Source organism: Pyramidobacter sp. C12-8, from assembly GCF_002007215.1.
Classification (GTDB): domain Bacteria; phylum Synergistota; class Synergistia; order Synergistales; family Dethiosulfovibrionaceae; genus Pyramidobacter.
In genome coordinates this window covers 1-21006 of sequence record NZ_MUHX01000017.1, presented here as the reverse complement: position 1 = coordinate 21006, position 21006 = coordinate 1, and the positions used below count along the sequence as shown (strand labels likewise).

Genomic DNA, 21006 nt, shown 5'->3' with positions numbered 1-21006 from the left:
TCCGTGGAAAAAATCTATACCGTAGACCTCTCGACGGGACGCATCGAACACAGAGAATACGACATCCGCAGGGAAAAGCTCTACGGCCGCGGGCTGGCAGTGGCACTGCTGGCCGCGGAGACACCGCTGAAAACGGGCCGCTATGCGCCGGAGAATGCGCTGGTTTTCGCGCCGGGGCTGTTCGCCGGCTGCCGCGCCCCCAGCGCCGGGCGGATGACCGTTCTCGCCAAAGGCGGCGAGACCTCGATCCAGGTCTGCAACGTGACGGGCAACATGCCGCAGAAACTTGGCTCGCTGAATGTCTGCGCGGTAGTCATCAAGGGCGCGGACCGCGACGGCAATGCCGTGCTGCACATCGGCGAAGACGGGGCAGAACTGCTTCATATGCCCGAGCTTGGTGCTCTCTACACCGACGACCTCGTCACCGCGCTCAAATCCCGTTTCGGCCGCGAAGCGGCCATCGTCGGCACGGGAATGGCCGGTGACATGAGAATGCCGCTTTCCACCTTTTTCTGCACGTACCCCGACGGTGAACCCGAGTACAGCTGCCCGCGCAGCGGCTTCGGAGACATCCCGGGAAGCAAGGGACTGCGCGCGGTCGTCGTCACCGGCAGCGCCTACTTTTCGCGCGAATGCGCCGCGCCGGAGGAGTTCGCCCGCACCGGAAAAGAGTTGGCTTCGCTCATCGTCCGCAACGAAATCTGCGGTTCCGCTCTACCCGCACACGGTTCAATCACGCTGCTGCGCCTGCTCAAAAGCGGCGGCGCGATGGAGAAATCGCCTCCCCCGCCGCGCGTCGCCGCGTCTGAAAAGCGCCCGTCGTCCCGAAAGAAAAATTACTGCTGCGCCCCCATGTGCGTGATCGGCTGCCTCAACCGGCACAGCGCTGCCGACGGCGCGACCTACGACGCGCCGGATCAGAGCGAACTCGTCGCCGCCCTCAAAAACTGCTTCGGGATCGACGACGAAGATTTCACGCGGCGGCTCCAGCGACGGCTCCGCAGCCTGTGCCTAGTGCTTCCCGAGTTCGTTACGGCCGCCAGAAGCTACTTCGCCGCCAAGGGACTCGCTCCCAGCCAGCCGGCGCTGCTCGCGCTCGTCGACGAGATCGAACGCGGCAGCAAAGCCGGGCGTCTAATCGGTTCCCGCACGGAAGGTATCGCCGCCGCCTTTCCCGATAACCCGGCGCTGCGCAAGCTGACGGATCGGCCGGCCATCACCGACGAGAAAAGCTTCACCGTGAAAATGGACCTCGCCTACGAAGAACTCACCGGAGTCGACGACATGACACTGATGTACCGTCAGATCTTCGTCCTCGAGAACCTCGGCATCTGCATGTTCGCCGCCTTCGCCCTCGTGAGCAGCATGGAAGCCGTCGAGCTGCTGGCCCGCCTCTTCCGTTGCAAAACGGGGCTTTCCGGCGTCACTGGCGCAACACTGATCGCCGATGCCGCGAACTGCCTCGCCGCGGAGAGCGCCTACACCGCCGCCAACGGCGCCGCAGCGCCCCAGACCAACATTCCTTCGTTCACCAAAGTGCTGTACCGGTATTTTTCCAGATAAAAAACGGCCGGACGACGTTTTCAGAAAGGCTCGCAAGAGGAGGTGAACGCTTTTCCCTCGCTGGCCAGCGCCTCGGACGGCTCGGAAGCGCCGCCGTCATCGAACGGCAGCCGCTAGTTTTGTATTGATCGATCATCAAGGAGGAAATCCAAATGGGTCGCAAAAAAATGGTCGCGGTGCTGGCTCTGTTAATGGGAGCCCTCGTGTGCGAAAACGCGGAAGCCGCTTTGGCGAAAAAGGATCTCGGTATCGTCCGGGCCGGCATCGACGGAGCGTATCCCCCGTATTGCTACCTGAACAACAAAGACGAAGTGGACGGTTTTGAAGTCGCCGTCATGAAAGAAATCGCCAAAAGAAACGGTCTCGACATCCAGTGCCAGGTCACCGCATGGAACAGCATGTTCGGCCAGCTGGACTCGGGACGCATCGATACCGTCGCCGAAACGATCACGATCACCGAGGAGAGGCAGGCGAAATACGTTTTTTCGAAAAGCTATATCGAGGATAGCAACCGCTTCCTGGTCAGGGCGGGAAAAGAGGATTCCATCTCTTCCTTCAAGGATCTGGCGGGAAAGAAAATCGGCGTTGCCAGCGGCCAGTCCGCTTACAATCAGCTGCTGGCCATTCAGAAGGAACAGGGCGTGCAGTTTGAGATCGCGCCCTACGAAACGTCTACCAACGCCTACGACGTTTCTATTGGGAGAATTGACGCGTCTTACATGAATCCCGTCGCCGGCATGGATATGAGCAATAAGGGCAACATGAACCTCGCCGTCGCGTCTTGCCCCGCCTTTATGGCGGCTCGATGCGCCTACCCCTTCCGCAAGGATACGGAGCGCGGTCGGCTGCTGGCGCAGATTTTTTCGGACACTCTGGCGGAGATGGCCAAAGACGGCACGCTGAAAGCGCTGTGCGTCAAGTGGCTCGGCGTCGACATCTCCCGCGTCGAATAGAAGGACGTATCGCGTATCGTACGCCGCAGGAAGGTACAACGTACAGCGGGGCTCCGAGGAGTCCCGCTTTTTTACGGGACCAGAGATTCAGGAGAATTGATAAATCATGAATTTTAATTCGGCTTATGCCATTCGACAATTCCCGACCATCTTCAAATACGCAGGCATGACGTTCAAGATTGCCGTTGTCTCCATGCTGTGTACTCTGGCGCTTTCACTGGTGATCACCCTCGTCCGTTATTATCGAATTCGGGGATGGTGCACCGTCGTCGACGTTTACGTCGATCTGTTCCGCGACACGCCGCTTTTAGTGCAGCTGTTTTTCATCTATTATGGCCTCCCGCAGATCTTCCCAGTCTTCGTGAAGCTCTCCGGTTATACGGCGGCCGTTATCGGCCTGACGCTGAACGCGGCGTCGTACATGACCGAAGACATGCGCGGCGCGCTCGAGTCCGTACCACAGGGCCAGATCGACGGCGGGCTTTCCGTCGGCATGACAGATCTGCAAGTAATGCGCCATATCATCTTGCCGCAGGCCGCCAAAGTCGCCCTTCCCGTCCTGGGCAACGAGTTCGTTTCCCTCGTGAAAAACTCGTCGATGGCCTTTACCCTCGGCGTGCGGGAAATCATGGCCGAAGCCTCGCTGCTGGGCACTTCCAGCAGTCGTTACATGGAGACCTATATGGACGCCTTCATCATCTACTTCATTCTGTGCAAGCTGATTTCCCTCGCGCAGAAAAGGCTGGAAAGGCGTCTGAACAGGCAGAGAGGCGGCGTGTGATGATCAGCATCCGAGGGCTTCGCAAGCAGTTTGGCCCGTTGGAGATCCTGAAGGGGATCGATCTGGACGTCGCGAAAGGCGAAGTCATCGCGATCATCGGCCCATCGGGAACGGGCAAGACCACGCTTCTGCGGTGCATCAACTTTCTGGACGAGCCGACGGCCGGTTCCGTCGCCATCGACGGCCTGGAGCTCCAAGCCGGAGACCATACCCGCCAGCAAGTCTATGAACTGCGGAAGCGCGCCGCCATGATTTTCCAAAACTTCAATTTGTTCAGCAACATGACGGTCCTGCAAAATATCACGCTGGCGCTGAAGGTCGTTCAGAAGCTCGGCCGCGATCAGGCGATCCGGCGCGCGGAAGACGTTCTGGGCCAGGTCGGCCTAAGCGGCAAGAGGGACAGCTATCCCTCGACGCTCTCCGGCGGTCAGCAGCAGCGGGCCGCCATCGGACGGGCAATGGCGCTGGGCACGAAAGTGATGCTCTTCGACGAGCCGACCTCCGCTCTGGATCCCTGTTTGGTGGAAGAAGTCCTCGCCGTCATCAAACGCCTCGCCATGAAGCACAGCGTCGCCATGCTGATCGTCACTCACGAGATGCAGTTTGCACGCGACGTGGCGGACAGAGTTCTTTATATGGACGACGGGATCATCGTGGAAGACGCGCCTCCGAAGAAACTTTTTCATTGTCCGGAAGACGCGCGAACGCGTCAGTTCCTGCAATACTATCGGGGAACGGGAGGCGGTGAACGCTGTGAAGAGCTCGACTGACGACGCTCCGGCAACACATACGGAACGGCTGCAAAATCTGCTGCACGGAAAATCGTTGGATCGCCCGCTCTTTTCCGCGTGGGGACACGTAATGAACTTCTGCGACCGAAACGCCAAAGATTTTGCCAAGGCGACGATTGACTTTCAAGACGCCAACGATTTCGACTTCATCAAAATCATGTCAAACCCCTATTACCTGCTGGAGGACATGGGGATTCTTCTGAATGCCCCAGAGCGCTACGACCAGTGCGTCACACGTTCGAACCGGCTGCTTGTCCCTTCTCCGAAAGACTGGGGGACCATCGCATTTCCGGACGTGAACGCCGGCAGCCTGGCGCGGGAGAGGGAAGCGATCCGCCGCGTGATCGGGCATTATCAAGGCACGGTCCCCGTCCTCGCGACCATCTTCACTCCCGCCATGTGGATCGCGTACTCGTCGCTGCGGAGCGAGGATATGGATCAGTTCGGTTCCTATATCCCGCTTTTGGAACGATATCTGACGGGTCATGAACGCCACGTTCGCCCCGCGCTTGACCGCTTTGCGGAGCTCAACCAACGATACATGGAGGCGCTGCTGTCCGACGGCGTTTCGGGATTTTTCTACTGTACCGAGTACGCCAGGGATCTGTGGACCGACCGAACCGTTTTCGAAGATTTCGAGAAAAGGTACGACCTTCGGATCCTGGATTCCGTGCGCAAGGACTCGCTGTTCAACATCCTCCACGTGTGCGGCGTCGGCAAACTCCGCATGGACTGGGTGCTTGACTATCCCGTCGACGCCTTCAACTGGGACGACCGGCAGCCGGGCAATCCTTCGCTGGCCGACGTCAGAGCGGCAACCGAAAAGATCCTCGTTGGCGGTCTGGATCGTTTCCGAGACCTCGCGGGCGCGTCCCGCGAAGAAATCAAAACCCGCCTGCTGGAAAAAATCCGCCGCGCGACGGAGCAGGCGGGGCGGGACCTCATCGTCTCCGGCGGATGCGACTGGACGATCGGCGCGAGCCACCGCTTTTACATTTGGCGGGAAGTCATGGAGGAACTGAGAACAACGGGACAGGGAAGCGAAACGTTTAAGCTGTACCAGTAATTTTTCCAGATAAGAACCGGCCGGAAACCGACGAGGGATGCTCGTCGGTTTCCGGCCGGTTTTCACGTTTCGCTCGGAAATCTTCACCTAAAAGAGATGACAATATCATACTATTTCTCGATAAAAAGCACTAACATAATTTGCAAGGCGCTGCGAGGGAGTTCAGCCGCTCAGAGCTACTTCGACTGCTGCGCAGTCTGCGCACCTCGCTTTGTGAATCTCCCTCGCAGCGCCTCTGTGTTCGGTATTTTAATTAAGAAATAGTATAACAATCGTTAAATCTATAGCTATAACAGAATAAAAGCCGCCGAGATAAAAATTCCTACCAACAATGCGATCGACAAGCAATATCCCATGATATCCCGTACGCCCAATCCCGCAATGGCAAGGATTGTCAAAGCCCAGAACGGCTGAATCTGGTTCGTCCAGCTGTCTCCCCAGCACAGAGCCATCGCGACTTTTGCTCCGTCGGCGTTCAGTGCCCGTGCCGCCTCCATCATGATCGGCCCCTGAACAGCCCATTGACCGCCGCCGGACGGGATAAAGACGTTGATCAGACCGCCGCTCCAGAACGTAAATAACGGAAGCGTCTTAGCCGAAGAGATACTCACAAAGAAATTGGCGATCGCTACTGTCAGACCGGAATCTCTCATCATTCCCATCATGCCCGCATAAAACGGGAACTGCAGGATGATGCCGCCGACGCTTTTCACCGCTTCGCCGACTGCTTCGGAATATCTCGCGGGCGAACCGTGCACCAGCAGTCCGAGCATCATGAACGCAAAGTTGATGGTATTCAGGTTGAGATTGAATTTCTGCTGGCCGGCAAAGAAATTATACAGATACCAGAAGCCTGCAGCGACAAGAAGAATCATGATAATGACACTATTATCAAGACGTTCGGCCGGACTTCTGTCCGCTTTCTTGATACGCCCAGCCCGCTCTTTTTCCTGGCGTTTTAACTCTGCCTCAATGATGGCGGAATCGAGTTCCACAGGCGGATACTTGTCATTTTTGCTCGGAGACAACAGGGCACACAGCCCGGGGATGATGAAAAACAGCACTACCGTAATAAACATGTTCCAGCTGCTGAACAACGTATCGGAAACAGGGATGATGCCGCACACTTTCTCCAGGAAATGTCCAGGTGTCGCGATCGACAGGGGGATTGCCGATGAGGGGCCGCGAAGCACATTGCCGCCGTAGACCGCAGCGATCATAAGCGGATAATGGATGCCCATGCCGCGTTTCTTGATTGCCACTTCCTTAGCGATAAGAGCTCCAATCACCAGTCCGAAACCCCAGTTGATATAACTGACAAGGCAGGAAATAAAACCGACAATGAAGATTGCAGATTTTGGCCCGCGCGGTACGGAGGCGAGAGCGCCAAGCATACTCTGCACAACCGGCGCGCTTGCCAGTGCGTGCCCTGTTACGACGATCAGCACCATCTGCATAGTAAAGGGGAACAGTCCAAAAAAGCCCTTACCCCAGTAATTTACCATATCAGCTGCGGACTTGCCGCAAATCATCATCCCCAGCACGCCGACAAGTCCGCTGAGGATAATGGAAAGGGTAAATGGGCGGGGAAGCCAGCGCTGGACTAAGCTAATAAACACATTGGTCATTGCCTGCAGAAACTTTCTCACTATTGTTTTCTCCTTCTGTGGGGGAACCGAAACAATTTTTATTCTGATGCCGTCACAAAGACGGCATCAGAAAAGAGCATCTTACAGTTTGCGCACCACCATAGCCACGCCCTGGCCGCCGCCGATGCAGGCGGAAGCGATGCCGAGCTCCTTGCCCCGCTGACCGAGCGCGTTGATCAGCGTGGTCGCGATCTTGGCGCCGGTCGCGCCGATGGGGTGACCGAGGGCGATCGCGCCGCCGTGGACGTTCAGCTTTTCCATGTCGAACGGCATTTCGCGGTGACAGGCGATGACCTGAGCCGCGAACGCTTCGTTGATCTCGATCAGTTCCATGTCGCTCAGTTTCAGTCCGGCTTTGGACAGCGCCTTGGGCATGGCGACGACGGGGCCAAGCGGGAAACGCTCGGCGTCGAGCGCTGCGGCGCTGTAGCCAAGGATCTCGGCCAGCGGCTTGAGCCCGCGTTCTTTCGCCCATTCGCGGTCGGCAACGATGACGATCGCGCCGTTGTCGCACAGGGCCGAACTGCTGCCGGCGGTGATGGTGCCGCCGTCTTTTTTGTAGATGGGAGGGAGTTTGGCGAGTTTCTCCAGCGAGGTATCGGTGCGGAAGATCTCGTCGGTGTCGCAGACGATCTCGCCCATCTTTTTGTCCTTGACGGCGACGGGGACGATCTCGTTCTTGAAAAGCCCGGCTGCCGTCGCGGCGGCGGCCTTTTGATGAGAGGCGAGCGCGAACTCGTCCTGTTCCCGGCGCGAGATTTCGTACTCGGCGGCGATTTCTTCGCAGAGTTCTCCCATCAGGTGCTGAGCGACGGGGCAGAAGAAGCCGTCTTTGTGCAGGGCGTCGAGGACTTTCTGTTCGCCCATGCGATAGCCCCAGCGCGCCTTGGGCAAAAGGTAGGGGACGTTCGAGGCGCTCTCCATGCCGCCGGCGACGATGACTTTGGCGTCGCCGAGGCGGATGCGGTCGGCCGCCAGCATGATGGCGCGCAGGCCGGAACCGCAGCGGATGTTCACGGTGAACGCGGGAACGGAGCTGGGGATGCCGGCGCCGTACATGGCGATACGGGCGGGGTTGGCGCCGACGCCGGCCTGCCAGCCGGTGCCGAGGATCACCTCGTCGACGTCCTCGCCTTTGACGCCGGCACGCTGAACGGCCGCTTTCAGTGCGACGGCTCCCAACTCGGGGCCGCTCAGCTTGGAAAGCGTGCCGCCGAACTTTCCCCCGGCCGTACGCGCTGCGCTGATAATGACAGGGTTGCTCATTTTATTTCACCGCCTCCGTTTCTGACACTTCCGTGCCTTTCATCTGCGTGATATTTTCAGCCTCGACATAGTTCGCTTCGGTGTGAGAGCGAACGTCTTCCTTGGTCACTTCGGGCGCGATCTCCAGCAAGGTCATCGTGCCGTCCTCGATGGAGAACACGGCGAACTCCGTGACGATCAGGGAAACCACGCCTACTGCCGTCAGGGGCAGGCGGCACTTTTTGAGGATCTTGGGATGGCCTTTTTTATCGCAGTGGGTGGTGGCGACGATAACGCGTTTGGCGCCGACGACGAGATCCATCGCGCCGCCCATGCCGGGCAGCAGTTTGCCGGGGATGATCCAGTTGGCGAGATTGCCTTCCTGATCGACTTCCAGCGTGCCGAGCACGGTGGCATCGACGTGTCCGCCGCGGATCAGGCCGAAGCTCATGTCGCTGCCGAAGAACGAGCAGCCGGGCAGCGGCGTGATAAAACGTCCGCCGGCGCCGATGAAGCGGTAATCTTTCTGCTCGGGTTCGGGGCCGGCGCCGAGACAGCCGTTTTCGGTCTGGATGACGAGGCGGCGCCCTTCGGGCACAAAGTTGGAAACCAGCGTGGGGATGCCGATGCCGAGATTGACCACGTCGCCGTCTTCAAACTCCAGCGCGATGCGTTTGGCGATGCGATTGCGGACGACGTCTTCGTTAAGTACGGGCAGCATAGTAGTTGTCTCCCTTCACGACCAGAATATCCACCAGGATGCCGGGGGTCACGACGTTGTCGGGGTCGAGCTCGCCCACGTCGACGATCGAATCGACTTCGGCAATCACCAGATCGGCCGCGGTGGCCATGGTGGGATTGAAGTTGCGGTTCGTGCCGAAATAGGTCAGGTTGCCCATGCGATCGGCCCTGTGGCCCCGGATCAACGCCACGTCGGCGCGCAGCGGCAGTTCGAGCAGATATTTTTTGCCGTTCACTTCAATGACTTGCTTGCCCTCCTCCACTTTGGTGCCGACGCCGGTAGGCGTCAGGAATCCGCCCAGACCGAAGCCGCCGGCGCGGATGCGCTCGACGAAAGTCCCCTGGGGAACGAGTTCCAGTTCGAGCGTGCCGGCGTTGTACTGCTCGCCGGTCTTCTTGTTGATGCCGATATGCGAGGCGATGACTTTTTTGATCTGCCCCGCGGCCACGAGCCGGCCGTGGCCGACGTCGGCGTAACTCGTGTCGTTGGAGATCATGGTCAATCCGCCGGTGCCGGCTTTTTCAAGCGCTTCGACGAGCGTGTAAGGAACGCCGCCGAAGTTGAATCCTCCGATCATGACGGACATGCCGTCTTTGACGTTTTTAACGGCTTCATTGGCCGACATGACCGGCTTGATCACATTTCGTGCCATATTCTTCCTCCTTAGTCCGATCTTTGAGAACCCCTTATTTTTCCACTGCAAGATTTACACGCTGGCGGTACTTCTGCCACAGGAAGAGGGTGGCGATAATGGCGCAGCCTATGACATTGCTGGTCAGCGTGGGATAGATGATAAAAAACGGCACGGAGACAAGAGCCATTCGCTGCAAAACGTTCAGATCGTCAACCAAAAAACCTTGGACGCCCGCTGAAAGTCCTACAATGCCAACCAAGGCGGTACCGCAACCGATAATGATGTGCCAAATATCACCCTGGAGCAGTAAATAGGGATTGTAGACAAACATATAGGGAACCAAAAAACCTGCCACCGCAGTCACCAAGGCAGTATAACCCGTTTTCATGGGGTTTGACTTCGCTATGCCGGCTGCCGCGTAGGTAGCGAGCGCCACAGGAGGCGACACATCGGCCAAAACGCCAAAATAGAGACAGAACAAGTGGGCCGATATCATCGGAACTCCCATCTCGTAGAGCGCCGGAGCTGCCAACGTAGAGGTGATGATATACTGCGCCGTGGTTGGGATGCCCATGCCCAGTATGATGGAGCCTATCATGGTAAGAAATAGCGCCAGCGGCAGGATACCGCGGGAAAGACTCAGCACGTAGGACGAAAAAGCCAGTCCCACGCCAGTAATGGAGATCACGCCTATGACAATGCCGGAACACGCACAGGCCGCCGCCACCTCGATTGCGCCGAGACCTCCCGCAATGAGAGCCTGAAGTATCCGGGCAGGCGTCAGACGGTGTTCAGGCTTGCCGAACCAGGATACGACAATGAGCATCACGATGGACCAGAACACAGCCTTGACAGGCGAGAACCCCTTGCCAAGAAACATGACCAGTACGATGATGGGCGCCAGCAGAAACCATCCTTCCTTAAGGGGTTTCAGGATGCTGGGCACTTCGTCGGCATTAAGGCTTGCCATACGTTGTTTGCCGGCACGAAAGTGCACCATGGCAATGATGGAGATGAAGTAAAGCGTAGCAGGAATGGCTGCCGCCACCACGATATCCCAATAAGCGATTCCCAAAAATTGAGCCATGATGAAGGCAGCCGCGCCCATGACCGGTGGCATGACTTGCCCTCCCGTGGAGGCCGCCGCTACGATAGCCCCTGCGAAATTAGACTTATAGCCCGACTGTTTCATCAAAGGGATGGTAAAAGCGCCGGTGGTCACTGTATTGGCGCAAGAACTCCCCGATACCATGCCCATAAGGCCGGAGGCAATTACCGCGGCCTTGCCGGAACCGCCACGACTGCGTCCCGCTACCGCTACGGCCAAATCGATGAAGAATTGCCCGGCTCCGGACAAGTTCAAAAACGCTCCGAAAAGCACGAACAGAAAGATGAACGAGGCCGATACGCCTAAGGGAGTGCCAAAAATCCCATCGGTTCTCAGATAGAGGAAGGGGGCTATTTCCTCCAGGGGAAACCCCCCGTGGGCCAGCATACCCGGGAAATAGGGGCCCCAAAATGCATAGGCCAAAGCCACAGCAGCCATGATGGGCAGAGGCCAGCCCATGGAACGCCGAGCGCCATCAAGCACCAACAGCGTCATGATTGTGCCTATCCAGATATCCGAAGGAATCGCCATTCCCTCGCGCATGGCGATATCCTCAAAATTGAGGAGGATATTGAGGCATCCTGCGATGGAAAGGGCGATCAGCACCCAATCCCAAAGGTCGACCTTGTTCTTGGGGCGACTCTTCGTACAGGGATAGCGCAAAAAGAGCATGGCGCTGATGAACATCCAGTGCCACCCTCGTTGATACATGGCCGAAAGCTGGCCAAAATAGGCCGTATAAAGGTGAAAACAGGACGCACAAAGAGCTAACCCGCACAGCAAGTAGTTTTGCCAGCCCGACAGAATTCGAAACTTGGCTTCCTCGGGGTTGTCTATTTTTACCCTCTCGGCCTTTGGAGGATCGATTTGAGACTCCCTCTCCTGCAAACGCGGTTCTACCATGAAATGCCTCCTTAAAAAATTAAGAGGGGGCCGGGAGAGTTTTCCAGCCCCCTTCCGGGACACCGAATCTTGCTCACTTGCGAAGGCTGGCACGTTTTATTTGAGAGTGTCAAACCCCTGCTCTTTGAAATACTTTACGGCGCCAGAAGCGAAGCGAATGATACCCACGCTGGCCTCTTTGGGATTGAAGTGCTCCGCCTGGGTCGTTACCTTTTTAAAAGCCTCGCGGTTTTCCACGATGGTCTTGACGAGACGATAGGAGAGGTCTTCCTTCATTTTGCCGTTGACCACCAGGAAGTTGCCATCTGCCACGGTCAGGCAGTCTTCTGCCTGATTGTATATATTCTTGTCAATAGTGTAAGAAAACAGGAAAGGATTCGCCTCGCATACTTTCTTGACCACGTCCTCAGGAATCGGAATCAATACTACGTCGCGTACCGCTGCCACTTCGAGCACCGCCGAACCGGGAGCCGCGAAGTTCCAGAATACCGCATCGATGTTGCCATCTACCAAAGCGGTAGCGCCCTCGGGTTGGGTCAGCTGCTCCCGCTTGATATCCTTCTCTGGATCCCATCCAGCCGCTGCAAGAATGAGGTTGGTCAACACCTGATCTCCGCCGCCGGGGGCACCTACAGAGACCCTCTTGCCTCTCAGGTCTTCGAAGGTTTTGATGCCCGTCCTGCCGGTAGTAACAATATGCTGGGGGGCCGCGTACATATTCATGAGGATGTAGAGATCCAGCTTGCCATCCTTTTCGAAGGCTTCAGTGCCCGTATAGGCCTGCCACAGCGTGGAGCCCATAACCATACCTATCTGCACGGCGTCGCGAGCCAGCAGGCGGCAGTTTTCGCGAGAGGCTGAAGTGGCCCGGGAAGTCGCTTTTACGTCAATTTTGGCGTTGTTCAAGATCTCCGCCATGGAACCGCCCAGTGGATAATACGTGCCGCCCACGCCGCCGGAGCCAATGGTGACGAAGTCAAGAGCGAGGGCAGAATTTACGATGGCAAAAAACAATGCACACGCCATCAACGTAATCTTCGTCTTTCTCATGGATAGTATGCCTCCTTCAAAAATGGAATAAATGGACGATACTCTCGAACTCATGGACCATCAAGCGCAAAAAAATGCCTCTTGTCTCTTGTGCATAAGACTAATCCTTGATAGAAAGTATTAGCATAGTTTTCTGGGCGCTGCGGGGGAGTTCAGTCGCTCAGGACTATTTCGACCGCAGCTCGCTTTGTGAATCTCCCCCGCAGCGCCTCTGTATTCGGCATTTTAATTGAGAAATAGTATAAGACATCTTCCCCGATTCCTTTCGGCGCTGGGAAAGACTTTAGCTATGCCAGCTTCGCTGCGGCGGCCGCAAGTCCCATTTCAAGTTTTTCAAGCAGCTCGTCAATCTGCTCTGACGTGGTGATCAGCGGCGGAGCTACCAGGAAATTGTCGCCGTCAATGTAGTCGACCATGCCACCGCCGGGATAGATGACCAGCCCGCGGGCAAGGCATTCTTTCATTGCCACGTTAGCAGCGCCGACATTCTTTGCAAACGGCGTCTTTGCAGCCTTGTCCTGAACCAGTTCAAAGCCCCACATGAAACCTTTGCCGCGGACATCGCCCACGATAGGATTGCTTTCGCCAATTTTCTTGAGCCCCTCGCCAAATTTGATCCCCAATGTAGCTACGTTCTCCACAAGCTTATGTTTCTTCATGTACTTGATCACGGCCGCAGTGGCAGCTCCGCTCAACGGATTACCCGTGTAGGTGTGTCCATGAGTAAAAGCCCCGGTACCTTTCTGGATCTCTTCAGCAATCCAGTTCGAGGCAATCACGCCGCCGGTAGGAATGTAACCTGCCGCCATGCCTTTTGCGGTCGCAATGATGTCGGGCTTCACTCCCCAGTGATTGACGCAGAAATTTTTCCCCGTGCGTCCCATGCCCGTCATCACTTCGTCGGCAATAAGCAAAATGTCATATTTGGTACAGATCTCGCGCACCAAAGGCCAATATTCGCCCGGCGGCACCAAGGCCCCCACAGAGGAGCCCACGATAGGCTCAGCAATAAACGCCATGACATTGCCGGGGCCTACGCGCTTGATGACCTCCTCGAGCTGACGGGCACAGCGCATATCGCAGGAAGGATGCGCCAGACCGAAAGGACAGCGGTAGCAATAGTGAGGCACAATATGGGGATTCTCTTTGAAGAGAGGGGCGTAGATGCGCCGCCTGGGAATTGAGCCGCCGATGGCCATAGTGCCCAGAGTACTCCCGTGATAAGCGTTCCACCGAGATATTATCGTCGACTTGCTGGAGTACCCTCCGTCCCGTTCGATGTAGTATTGGCGCGCTAGCTTGACTGCCGCCTCGATAGCCTCGGAACCTCCGCAGGTAAACCACACATACTCCATACCCTCCGGTGCCAGCGAAGCCATTTCTTCTGCCGCCTCCGAGACGCTGTCCAGACGCCAGCGTGACGTGTGGGCGAACTCTATTTTGTGCATTTGCGCCACTACAGCTTCGATAACTTCTTCGTTGCAGTGTCCCAAATTGCAGATCAGAGCTCCGCTGCATCCATCCAGATATTTCTTTCCTTCCTTGTCATAAATATAAATACCCTCGCCTTGGACCGCCGTGAGATATTCCGTCTTAAAACTCCGCGGAAACAACTTGCCAGTCATCTTCGCTCCAACTCCTTTCCAAGACTTATGATTTATGGCCCCCTGCAAAGAATGCGCTTTATGGTGATGCAGGACAAACTCGCCTCTCGTTTGAGAGTTCTTTCACACCTCGTGACATCCTTCAAAACCAAAAGCTTCGCTGTTCATCGTCATCGGGAAATCAGCCATTTAGCGAGAGAGACTTCTTGGCGCTACAAATAATACTATAATTCATATTTAATCAACAAAACCGACAAACATTTTCTCTCTCCAAGATACTCAAAGCAGAGCCACAAACAATTTTATGGTACGCTTACCGCTTTCTTTCTACATGACCCATACTCATTTCATTACTTAGATAGCTGGTTTAATATTAATAGAAAACACAACTGCAGTCTTTATTCAAACAAACAGAAATAATAAACAAATTTTGTAGAAAACAACAAGAGGTCACTTCGAGAATAAACCGAAGTGACCTCTTTAATTACCATCTCAAGAATACCAGACGCACATCATAGGTAAAAAAATGAAAGTAATCTCTCCTGTTTTCAAAGGCTGTCTTCATCGTCTGAAATGAACGTCGGTCATTCTCGGCTCATTTCAAAACAGAACAGCGCGCGGGCCAGCATCGCCCGGTCTCTGTAGCGGAACAAATCGAGCCCCGTCAAATCCTTCATGCGCTGCACGCGGTAACGAAGCGTGTTTTCATGCACGTGAAGAACCCCTGCAGCCTCGCTGAGGTTCTCCGTTCGGTTCATTGCCCTCAACGTATCCTGAAAAGCGGTATTGCCGTGGTCGCGGTCATACCGAAGCAGAGGATCAAGAACTTTCTTCACGAGCAGGCGGCTCTCCAGCGTATCCGCCCCTTCGATCTGGGACAGTTCGAAGAGCCAATCGTCACAGCAAAGGAGCGATTCCGGCCTGTCATATCGGCTGCAGACCGCGCGGAAACAGTTTTTCGCCATACGGTAGCTGTCGCGGATCTCTTCGATCCTCCTTACCGACGGTCCGACCGATAAAACGGCCGATGGATCGGGGGCCAGCAGTTCTTTGGCCTTGATCATATACTGAGGCAGTTTCTGCCCGCCGGTCGACGAACACAGCAGCACGCATTCCGATGGGGTCACCCAGAGCAATATCTTATGCGGGATCAGACGTCCAAGGCTCCCCATGGTAAACTGCGCTCCCCGCCGAAACGCCTCGTCCAGTCCCGGACGGGCCGAGAACACCAGCACGCGGAACGCTTGTTCGGCGTCCAGTCCGCAACGTTCCAGCGTATGGCTGATGAACTCTCTTTTATCTTTGGGATTGTAGAGCAGGCTGTTCCACAGGCTCATCAGCGTCCGGCGCGTATCCTCGAAGCGCTCGTTCCACTTCATCGTCAGTCTCATCTGCAGCTGTTGGATCATCAAACGTTCCTTGTCGCCCAGAGCCGGCTTATGATGCACGACCAGATAACCAAGACAATAGTTCTTGCCTGTCAGCGGGAAGATATGCCACGGAGGTTCATGAAACTCTCCCTGCGTCACGCAGGCCTTGCGAAAGACTTCGTGCGCTCCCTGCAAAAGCGTGTTTTCAGCTCGCCCGATCTGCCGTTTTTGCGGCCATATGGGCCCCTGCAAGTCGGGAGGAAGAAGAAAGCAGAGCGCGCGAATCCGCTCGGAGAGCTGCGACAAAAGGACGGAATCCCGGCTGTCTTTCATCGCCAGTTCGTAGAGGTCGTGAAAATACTGGTTCACCTCCATCAAAACGCTGGCCTGGTAGAGATTGATCTCGGCCATGATGGACTGGATGAGCCACCTGAACTGACAGTCTGCGCGAATCTCGAACAGAGGGACGTTTTTCTCGTCGGCGATCTTGATGAACTCAGCGGGGATTTTGTCGATATGCGGCCCGAGTTTGAACCCCATCGCCGATACAACGTTCGTCAACGCCCGAAAACCTTCCAGCGCCAGAGGCGGATTGGTTCGCGCCAAATAGCCCACGCTGAAGACAAACTCCTGCCCTTCGAGGCGGCTCGCCAGTTCCGGCGATTCCCAGACAGTGGTATATGCTACCGTGCGGTCGAGCCCTTTCTCGCCGGCGACAAGGCGCGTGTATTTCTTGAAATTGTGCAGCCGCGCGATCTGCCGCACCGTCACCGCCTGCGGAGCTCCAAGCGTTTTCACATGATGTTCCCCCTTTCCTTGAAGGCAAATTCGCCCGCGTCTCAGCATCATCATACAAAAAAACAACGAAATTGAAAGGCCCTGCCCCGTTTTTATGCCGCAGCGCCGTTACTCCAGAGCGAGAAACGCGGCGGCCCGCGTTTTCGCCGGACGGTTTTCGGCGCGGAGTACGTCGCCCGTCCCAAAAGCCCCATTCCCAGACGGCGCCGTTCATCATATAATGGACGGGAAGCGCTCCCGGAAGAGATTCACGCGGCGCAATCCCACGAAAGCGGGGGATCCGATGGACATACAAATTCTCGAACTGCTCGACGGCGCGCGGCGGGCCCGCGGGCTGACGGTCGTCATCGACGTGTTCCGCGCTTTTTCGCTGGAAGCCTGGCTGTTCGCGCGCGGCGCGGCGTCGATCTTCGCCGTCGGCGCGGAATCCGAAGCCCGGCGCCTCAAAGCAGAACATCCCGGCGCCGTGCTGATCGGCGAGCGCGGCGGCGCGATCCTGCCGGGGTTCGACTTCGGCAACTCGCCGTCGCAGACGCGCGGCGCGGATTTTCGCGGAAAGACCGTGATCCACACCACCAGCGCCGGCACGCAGGGGCTGGCGGCCGCTTCCGGCGCGGCCGAGATCGTGGCCGGCAGCCTCGTCAACGCCGCGGCCACGGCGCGCTATATCCGCAGCCGCGATCCCGAGCGGGTGTCGCTGGTGGCGATGGGCCTGGCGGGCGTCTCCGGCACGCCGGAAGACCGCCTGTGCGCGCGCTGCATCGCGGCGCGGCTCAGGGGGGAAACGCTGGACATGGAACGCGAACTGGCCGCCGTGCGCGCCGACCCGGAGGGGCGGAAGTTCTTCGATCCCGCCCGGCAGGACGTGTTCCCCGAGGACGACTTCTGGATGTGCGTCGACGCGGACCGCTTCGACTTCGTGATCCGCGCGCAGCGCCTCGGCGACGGGCTGTTCCGCATGAGCGCGCTCGCGTGCTGAAACACCCGCGTTCCACGCGGAACAAAAAACGGCCGGAAGCCGACGAATGGGCGTTCGTCAGCTTCCGGCCGTTTTCACTTTTCCGCCTTTTCCCTAGTAGTTCTCGGCGTGGATCTCGAAGTAGCTCTGCGGATGGGCGCAGGCGGGGCACACGGCGGGCGCCTTGACGCCGACGACGATGTGGCCGCAGTTGCGGCACTCCCAGATCTTCACTTCCCCCCTCTGGAAGACCTCGCCGCTTTCCACGTTCTTGAGCAGGGCGCGGTAGCGCTCCTCGTGATGCTTTTCGATGGCGGCGACAAGGCGGAACTTGGCGGCCAGCGCGGGGAACCCCTCTTCCTCCGCGGTCTTGGCGAAGCCGTCGTACATGTCGGTCCACTCGTAGTTCTCCCCCGCGGCGGCCGCGGCCAGATTGGCCTTGGTGTCGCCGATGCCGTCCAGCTCCTTGAACCACATCTTGGCGTGCTCCTTCTCGTTGTCGGCCGTCTTCTGGAACAGCGCCGAGATCTGCTCGTAACCTTCCTTCCTGGCGACCGAGGCGAAATAGGTGTACTTGTTGCGCGCCTGCGATTCGCCGGCGAACGCCGCCTGCAGGTTCTTGAGCGTCTGGGTGCCTTCATACTTGTTCTGCGCCATTTCCAATGATCCCCCTGATCTTTTCAAAACATGTCTTCCTCCGTCCCCCCGGACGGAGGAAAATTTCCCCCTGGCTGCCGGCAGGACCGCCAGCCTTCCCACACACGCGCTTACGGCGCCGTCCCCTCCGCCTTGCGGCGGCATTCGGGGCAGACGTAAAAGACTTTGAGGTCATAGGACGTGACACGTTCCCCCAGCTGCTCTTCCAGCCCCCCGGTCAGGTCGGCCAGCGTCACGTCCGCCAGCTTGCCGCATTTCTGGCAGATCAGATGATCGTGCTTCTCGATCCGGTCGTAACGCTCTGGCGACCCCTCGACGTGAACGCGGCGGATCAGCTTTTGCGCGCAGAGCGCGTTGAGATTGTTGTACACCGTCGCCAGAACGACCTTCGGCTGCGTCTTTTTCAGCTCCCAGAAAATCTGTTCCGCCGTCAGGTGGCTGCGCGAAGCGTTCACGATGTCGAGAATTCCCCGAGCGTATTTTGTCATGGCCTCGCCTCTTTTCTAGAATTATTCTAATTCTATTTTTTTGATCTGTCAAGCGCCTCTTTTTTTCCGCCCGGCGCAAAAAAACGTCGGCTCGGTTTCGTCAGCCACTCCGGAACGAAACTGCGCCGACGGCGTATTTTTCCTCTCACGCCGCAGTAATATAACCCGTGGATTTCAGCCGTTCAATCGCGGCGTCAATCTCCTCGTCAGAATATTTGCTCCCCTTGATCTTTTTGACGCCGGCCGAGATCTTTTGAGGATTTTTATGTACCTGAAGGTAAACATAAAGCGCCGTTGCGATCAGTTCAAGCCTGCTGGGCGTTTCTTTAGCAAACTCGTCGACGATTTCGTTAACGGTTTCATCGTTATAGTCGTTGCCAAATGAACTCTTTCTCACGGAAATCCGGTGCTCTGTCGGCGTATAGTCGATCTTCAAAATACCTTCATCGCTCAGTTCCCTGACCGCAAAATCGAGATCCGCACTGTAAGGCCCATAGAAATGAATGCCGTAATCACAGCCGACATCTATTCCTTTCATTTCAACAAGGAATACGATTTTCTGGAGCTTTTTTTTGCAGGGATTCTCGCTCTTACAAGAAATCCTGTCGATGATTTTTACGACAGCCGCTTCGTTAACCATGGGCTCCCCTCCATTTCACATTATTTACTCGCTTCGAATCTTTTGTATTTCCTTCCTAACCTCAGCAGCTATATTTTTATCTGCATAGATCCGATTGATGCTGATCGGTTTTACAATGGACTCCCAAATAATGGACTCCTCCATAATGTTTTTGACATCTCCCGTCCCCTCGTCAAGGATCATGATTCCCCTACCGCTGTCATCCTGTGGGGCCAATAGTGCCGGCGCTAGTCTGTGCGCCGCTTTATCGACGCTGTCATAGAGCACGCGACCGCCGTACTTCCTTTTTAGCTGATTAAAGATCAGCTTTGTGTTCTGTTTATCGACCTGGTCGGCATGGGTTTTGGATTCAAATACACAGGTCATGATCCCCCGGTTCTTAAAGGGCACGACGTCGCTATCTTCCGATCTCGCAATCAGATCGAGTATTCGCGCGTCATTCCATCTCAGGTATTCTGAAACGTCGTCGGGATATTTTCCTCCCGGCAAGACAGCTTTCAAACTCTTAACAAGAACCTTGTCCAAATAACGGCGCGTCTTATGGAAATAAACCTGGATAAACATGAAATACCTGGCGAGTATAAATTCTTCAAGAGCCTGAACGCCGCCCCTTTCGATGGCGAGCTGAAGCTGATTATTCTGTTTATACGCCGTCAGGGTCGATATGAACCTGTCCAGATCGTAAGTGCCGTACGTAACGCCGCAATACAAAGAGTCGCGCAGCAGGTAATCCATCTTGTCACAATCGAGTTCGCCGTCCATGAAATTTTTCAAAAAAAAGAAATCCGGAACAATGAATTCTTCGTTCAGAATATCTTTTCCCTCGTAGATCATCCACACAAGTTCCGGTGTTATATCATAACGGTCACCGTGCTGCTTTTTGAATTTCGCGCCGATCTCGCGGATGTACCCCGAAATTTCCGTCCCACAGATCACAAGCTTTGTAAAATCCTCATGCTCCTTGCCGGGCTCGAACAGCTCTTCCGATACGTGAGAAAAGGGTGCGTGCCCCAAATCGTGGGTCAAGCCGATAAGCCGCAGCAACTGACGGTACCATGCTGTTTTATGTGCGTTTTCCTCTTCGTCGTCAGAAAAGAGATTCGGCACTTTTCGCGTCACGGAATCGAAAACTCGCGAAGTCAGGTGCATCACGCCGATAGAATGTCCAAAACGGGAATGTTCGGCTCCATGATATACCAAATACGTGGTCGCCAACTGGCGTATGTTTCGGAGACGCTGAAAAGGAGCGGAATCTATAATTTTCAGTTCATCGTCGGAAATGTCAATAAAACCATGGATCGGGTCTCTGAATTGGTACATCACTGTTTCTCCTGTTTTTATTTTTAGAGAAGGAACATTCTGAGCCTATAAGCTTCCATATATACTCTTATATATTTGCTTTCAGTTTATCAAAACCCGATTCAGAATTCAACCATCCGCCGGAATCTGTGTCGTTGTTCAGTGATAAAGTCCCCCATAACTGTTCCAAGAAAATGTCACTCTGAGATAATACCGTTCATGAAACAGGAGCGAATGACATTGTCACAAAAGGAACTGGATCGTATCAGGATTATCGGAGCGCTTGTCGACGGACGCATGACGAACAGGGAGGCGGCGGAAAAGCTGGGGCTCTGTCAACGGCAAATCATCAGGATCAAGAAGAGGTTCGTCGCTCAAGGGGCGGCGGGGCTTGTTCACGGCAACCGCGGCAGAACGTCTCGGCGCAGGATCGGAGATGAGGTTCGGGAGTCGGTGCTGAAGGCGTATGAGGAGGTCTATTACGATTTCAACTTCTCTCACTTTGCGGAATGCCTGAACGAACGGGAGGGGATCGGGATCAGTCGTTCGAGTGTCGTCCGCATTCTGAAGGACGAGGGGATCAGGAGCAAGAAGAGTGTGCGGCGGCGGCCGAAGCTTCACCGTTCCCGACCGCGGAAGGTGGCCGCGGGGATGTTGTGGCAGACTGACGCCACGTCGTTTGAATGGTTTGGCAGGGGGAACGGGCG

Annotated in this window: 19 protein-coding genes; 7 read left to right on the top strand and 12 right to left on the bottom strand. The window is 56.1% G+C overall.

Going from position 1 to position 21006, the window contains the following annotated elements; genetic code table 11:
* Nucleotides 1-3: 3 nt before the first annotated feature.
* The 5 genes from B0D78_RS07650 to B0D78_RS07630 all read left to right on the top strand — a co-directional run bounded on the left by B0D78_RS07650 (nt 4) and on the right by B0D78_RS07630 (nt 5154).
* Nucleotides 4-1563, top strand: coding sequence for an aldehyde ferredoxin oxidoreductase N-terminal domain-containing protein (locus B0D78_RS07650; RefSeq protein WP_078016384.1), 1560 nt, complete (start codon nt 4-6; stop codon nt 1561-1563).
* 152 nt (nt 1564-1715) lie between these two features.
* Nucleotides 1716-2516, top strand: coding sequence for a transporter substrate-binding domain-containing protein (locus B0D78_RS07645; protein ID WP_078016383.1), 801 nt, complete (start codon nt 1716-1718; stop codon nt 2514-2516).
* Between the two features lie 106 nt (nt 2517-2622).
* Nucleotides 2623-3297 (top strand): amino acid ABC transporter permease, encoded by a 675-nt coding sequence (locus B0D78_RS07640; RefSeq protein WP_078016382.1) that lies wholly within the window; start codon nt 2623-2625, stop codon nt 3295-3297.
* Entirely contained in the window at nt 3297-4067 is a 771-nt protein-coding gene (locus B0D78_RS07635) for an amino acid ABC transporter ATP-binding protein (protein WP_078016381.1), read from the top strand. The genes B0D78_RS07640 and B0D78_RS07635 overlap by 1 nt, the downstream gene beginning before the upstream one ends.
* A complete protein-coding gene (locus tag B0D78_RS07630) occupies nt 4051-5154 on the top strand; it encodes a uroporphyrinogen decarboxylase family protein (RefSeq protein ID WP_078016380.1) in 1104 nt (367 codons plus the stop codon). The genes B0D78_RS07635 and B0D78_RS07630 overlap by 17 nt, the downstream gene beginning before the upstream one ends.
* Before the next feature lie 287 nt (nt 5155-5441).
* On the opposite strand, the gene B0D78_RS07625 is transcribed toward B0D78_RS07630, so the two are convergent.
* The 8 genes from B0D78_RS07625 to B0D78_RS07590 form a co-directional block, all read right to left on the bottom strand.
* Nucleotides 5442-6803, bottom strand: a complete 1362-nt coding sequence (locus tag B0D78_RS07625; RefSeq protein ID WP_205948275.1) for a short-chain fatty acid transporter — start codon at nt 6801-6803, stop codon at nt 5442-5444.
* Between the two features lie 81 nt (nt 6804-6884).
* A complete protein-coding gene (locus B0D78_RS07620; protein WP_078016379.1) occupies nt 6885-8069 on the bottom strand; it encodes a thiolase family protein in 1185 nt (394 codons plus the stop codon).
* A 1-nt stretch (nt 8070) separates the two neighbouring features.
* Entirely contained in the window at nt 8071-8769 is a 699-nt protein-coding gene (locus B0D78_RS07615) for a 3-oxoacid CoA-transferase subunit B (RefSeq protein ID WP_078016378.1), read from the bottom strand.
* Nucleotides 8753-9442, bottom strand: a complete 690-nt coding sequence (locus B0D78_RS07610) for a CoA transferase subunit A (protein ID WP_078016377.1) — start codon at nt 9440-9442, stop codon at nt 8753-8755. Before B0D78_RS07610 ends, B0D78_RS07615 begins: the two co-directional genes overlap by 17 nt.
* 34 nt (nt 9443-9476) lie before the next feature.
* Nucleotides 9477-11435, bottom strand: coding sequence for a TRAP transporter permease (locus B0D78_RS07605; RefSeq protein ID WP_078016376.1), 1959 nt, complete (start codon nt 11433-11435; stop codon nt 9477-9479).
* Between the two features lie 96 nt (nt 11436-11531).
* A complete protein-coding gene (locus tag B0D78_RS07600) occupies nt 11532-12485 on the bottom strand; it encodes a TAXI family TRAP transporter solute-binding subunit (RefSeq protein WP_078016375.1) in 954 nt (317 codons plus the stop codon).
* Between the two features lie 287 nt (nt 12486-12772).
* The gene (locus tag B0D78_RS07595) at nt 12773-14110 is read right to left on the bottom strand and encodes an aminotransferase family protein (protein ID WP_078016374.1); all 1338 of its coding nucleotides are present in this window, start codon (nt 14108-14110) and stop codon (nt 12773-12775) included.
* Between the two features lie 563 nt (nt 14111-14673).
* Nucleotides 14674-16257, bottom strand: coding sequence for a PucR family transcriptional regulator (locus tag B0D78_RS07590; RefSeq protein ID WP_158606310.1), 1584 nt, complete (start codon nt 16255-16257; stop codon nt 14674-14676).
* 283 nt (nt 16258-16540) lie between these two features.
* On the opposite strand from B0D78_RS07590, the gene B0D78_RS07585 reads away from it, so the two are divergent.
* Nucleotides 16541-17236, top strand: coding sequence for a 2-phosphosulfolactate phosphatase (locus B0D78_RS07585; protein WP_078016409.1), 696 nt, complete (start codon nt 16541-16543; stop codon nt 17234-17236).
* Nucleotides 17237-17329: 93 nt separating this feature from the next.
* Here the strand turns inward: B0D78_RS07585 and rbr are convergent, their stop codons facing one another.
* From rbr to B0D78_RS07565, 4 genes are all read right to left on the bottom strand, one after another.
* On the bottom strand, nt 17330-17872 hold the full coding sequence (gene rbr / locus B0D78_RS07580) for a rubrerythrin (protein WP_078016372.1): 543 nt from the start codon (nt 17870-17872) through the stop codon (nt 17330-17332).
* A 110-nt stretch (nt 17873-17982) separates the two neighbouring features.
* On the bottom strand, nt 17983-18360 hold the full coding sequence (locus tag B0D78_RS07575; RefSeq protein ID WP_078016371.1) for a Fur family transcriptional regulator: 378 nt from the start codon (nt 18358-18360) through the stop codon (nt 17983-17985).
* Nucleotides 18361-18505: 145 nt separating this feature from the next.
* Nucleotides 18506-19000 (bottom strand): hypothetical protein, encoded by a 495-nt coding sequence (locus B0D78_RS07570; RefSeq protein ID WP_078016370.1) that lies wholly within the window; start codon nt 18998-19000, stop codon nt 18506-18508.
* Nucleotides 19001-19024: 24 nt separating this feature from the next.
* Nucleotides 19025-20320: an HD domain-containing protein gene (locus B0D78_RS07565; protein ID WP_078016369.1), complete on the bottom strand. Its 1296-nt coding sequence runs from the start codon at nt 20318-20320 to the stop codon at nt 19025-19027.
* A gap of 198 nt (nt 20321-20518) precedes the next feature.
* Between B0D78_RS07565 and B0D78_RS12570 the strand changes: the two genes are divergently transcribed.
* Nucleotides 20519-21006: helix-turn-helix domain-containing protein (locus B0D78_RS12570; RefSeq protein ID WP_143521782.1), on the top strand; the 488-nt coding region annotated here is incomplete at its 3' end.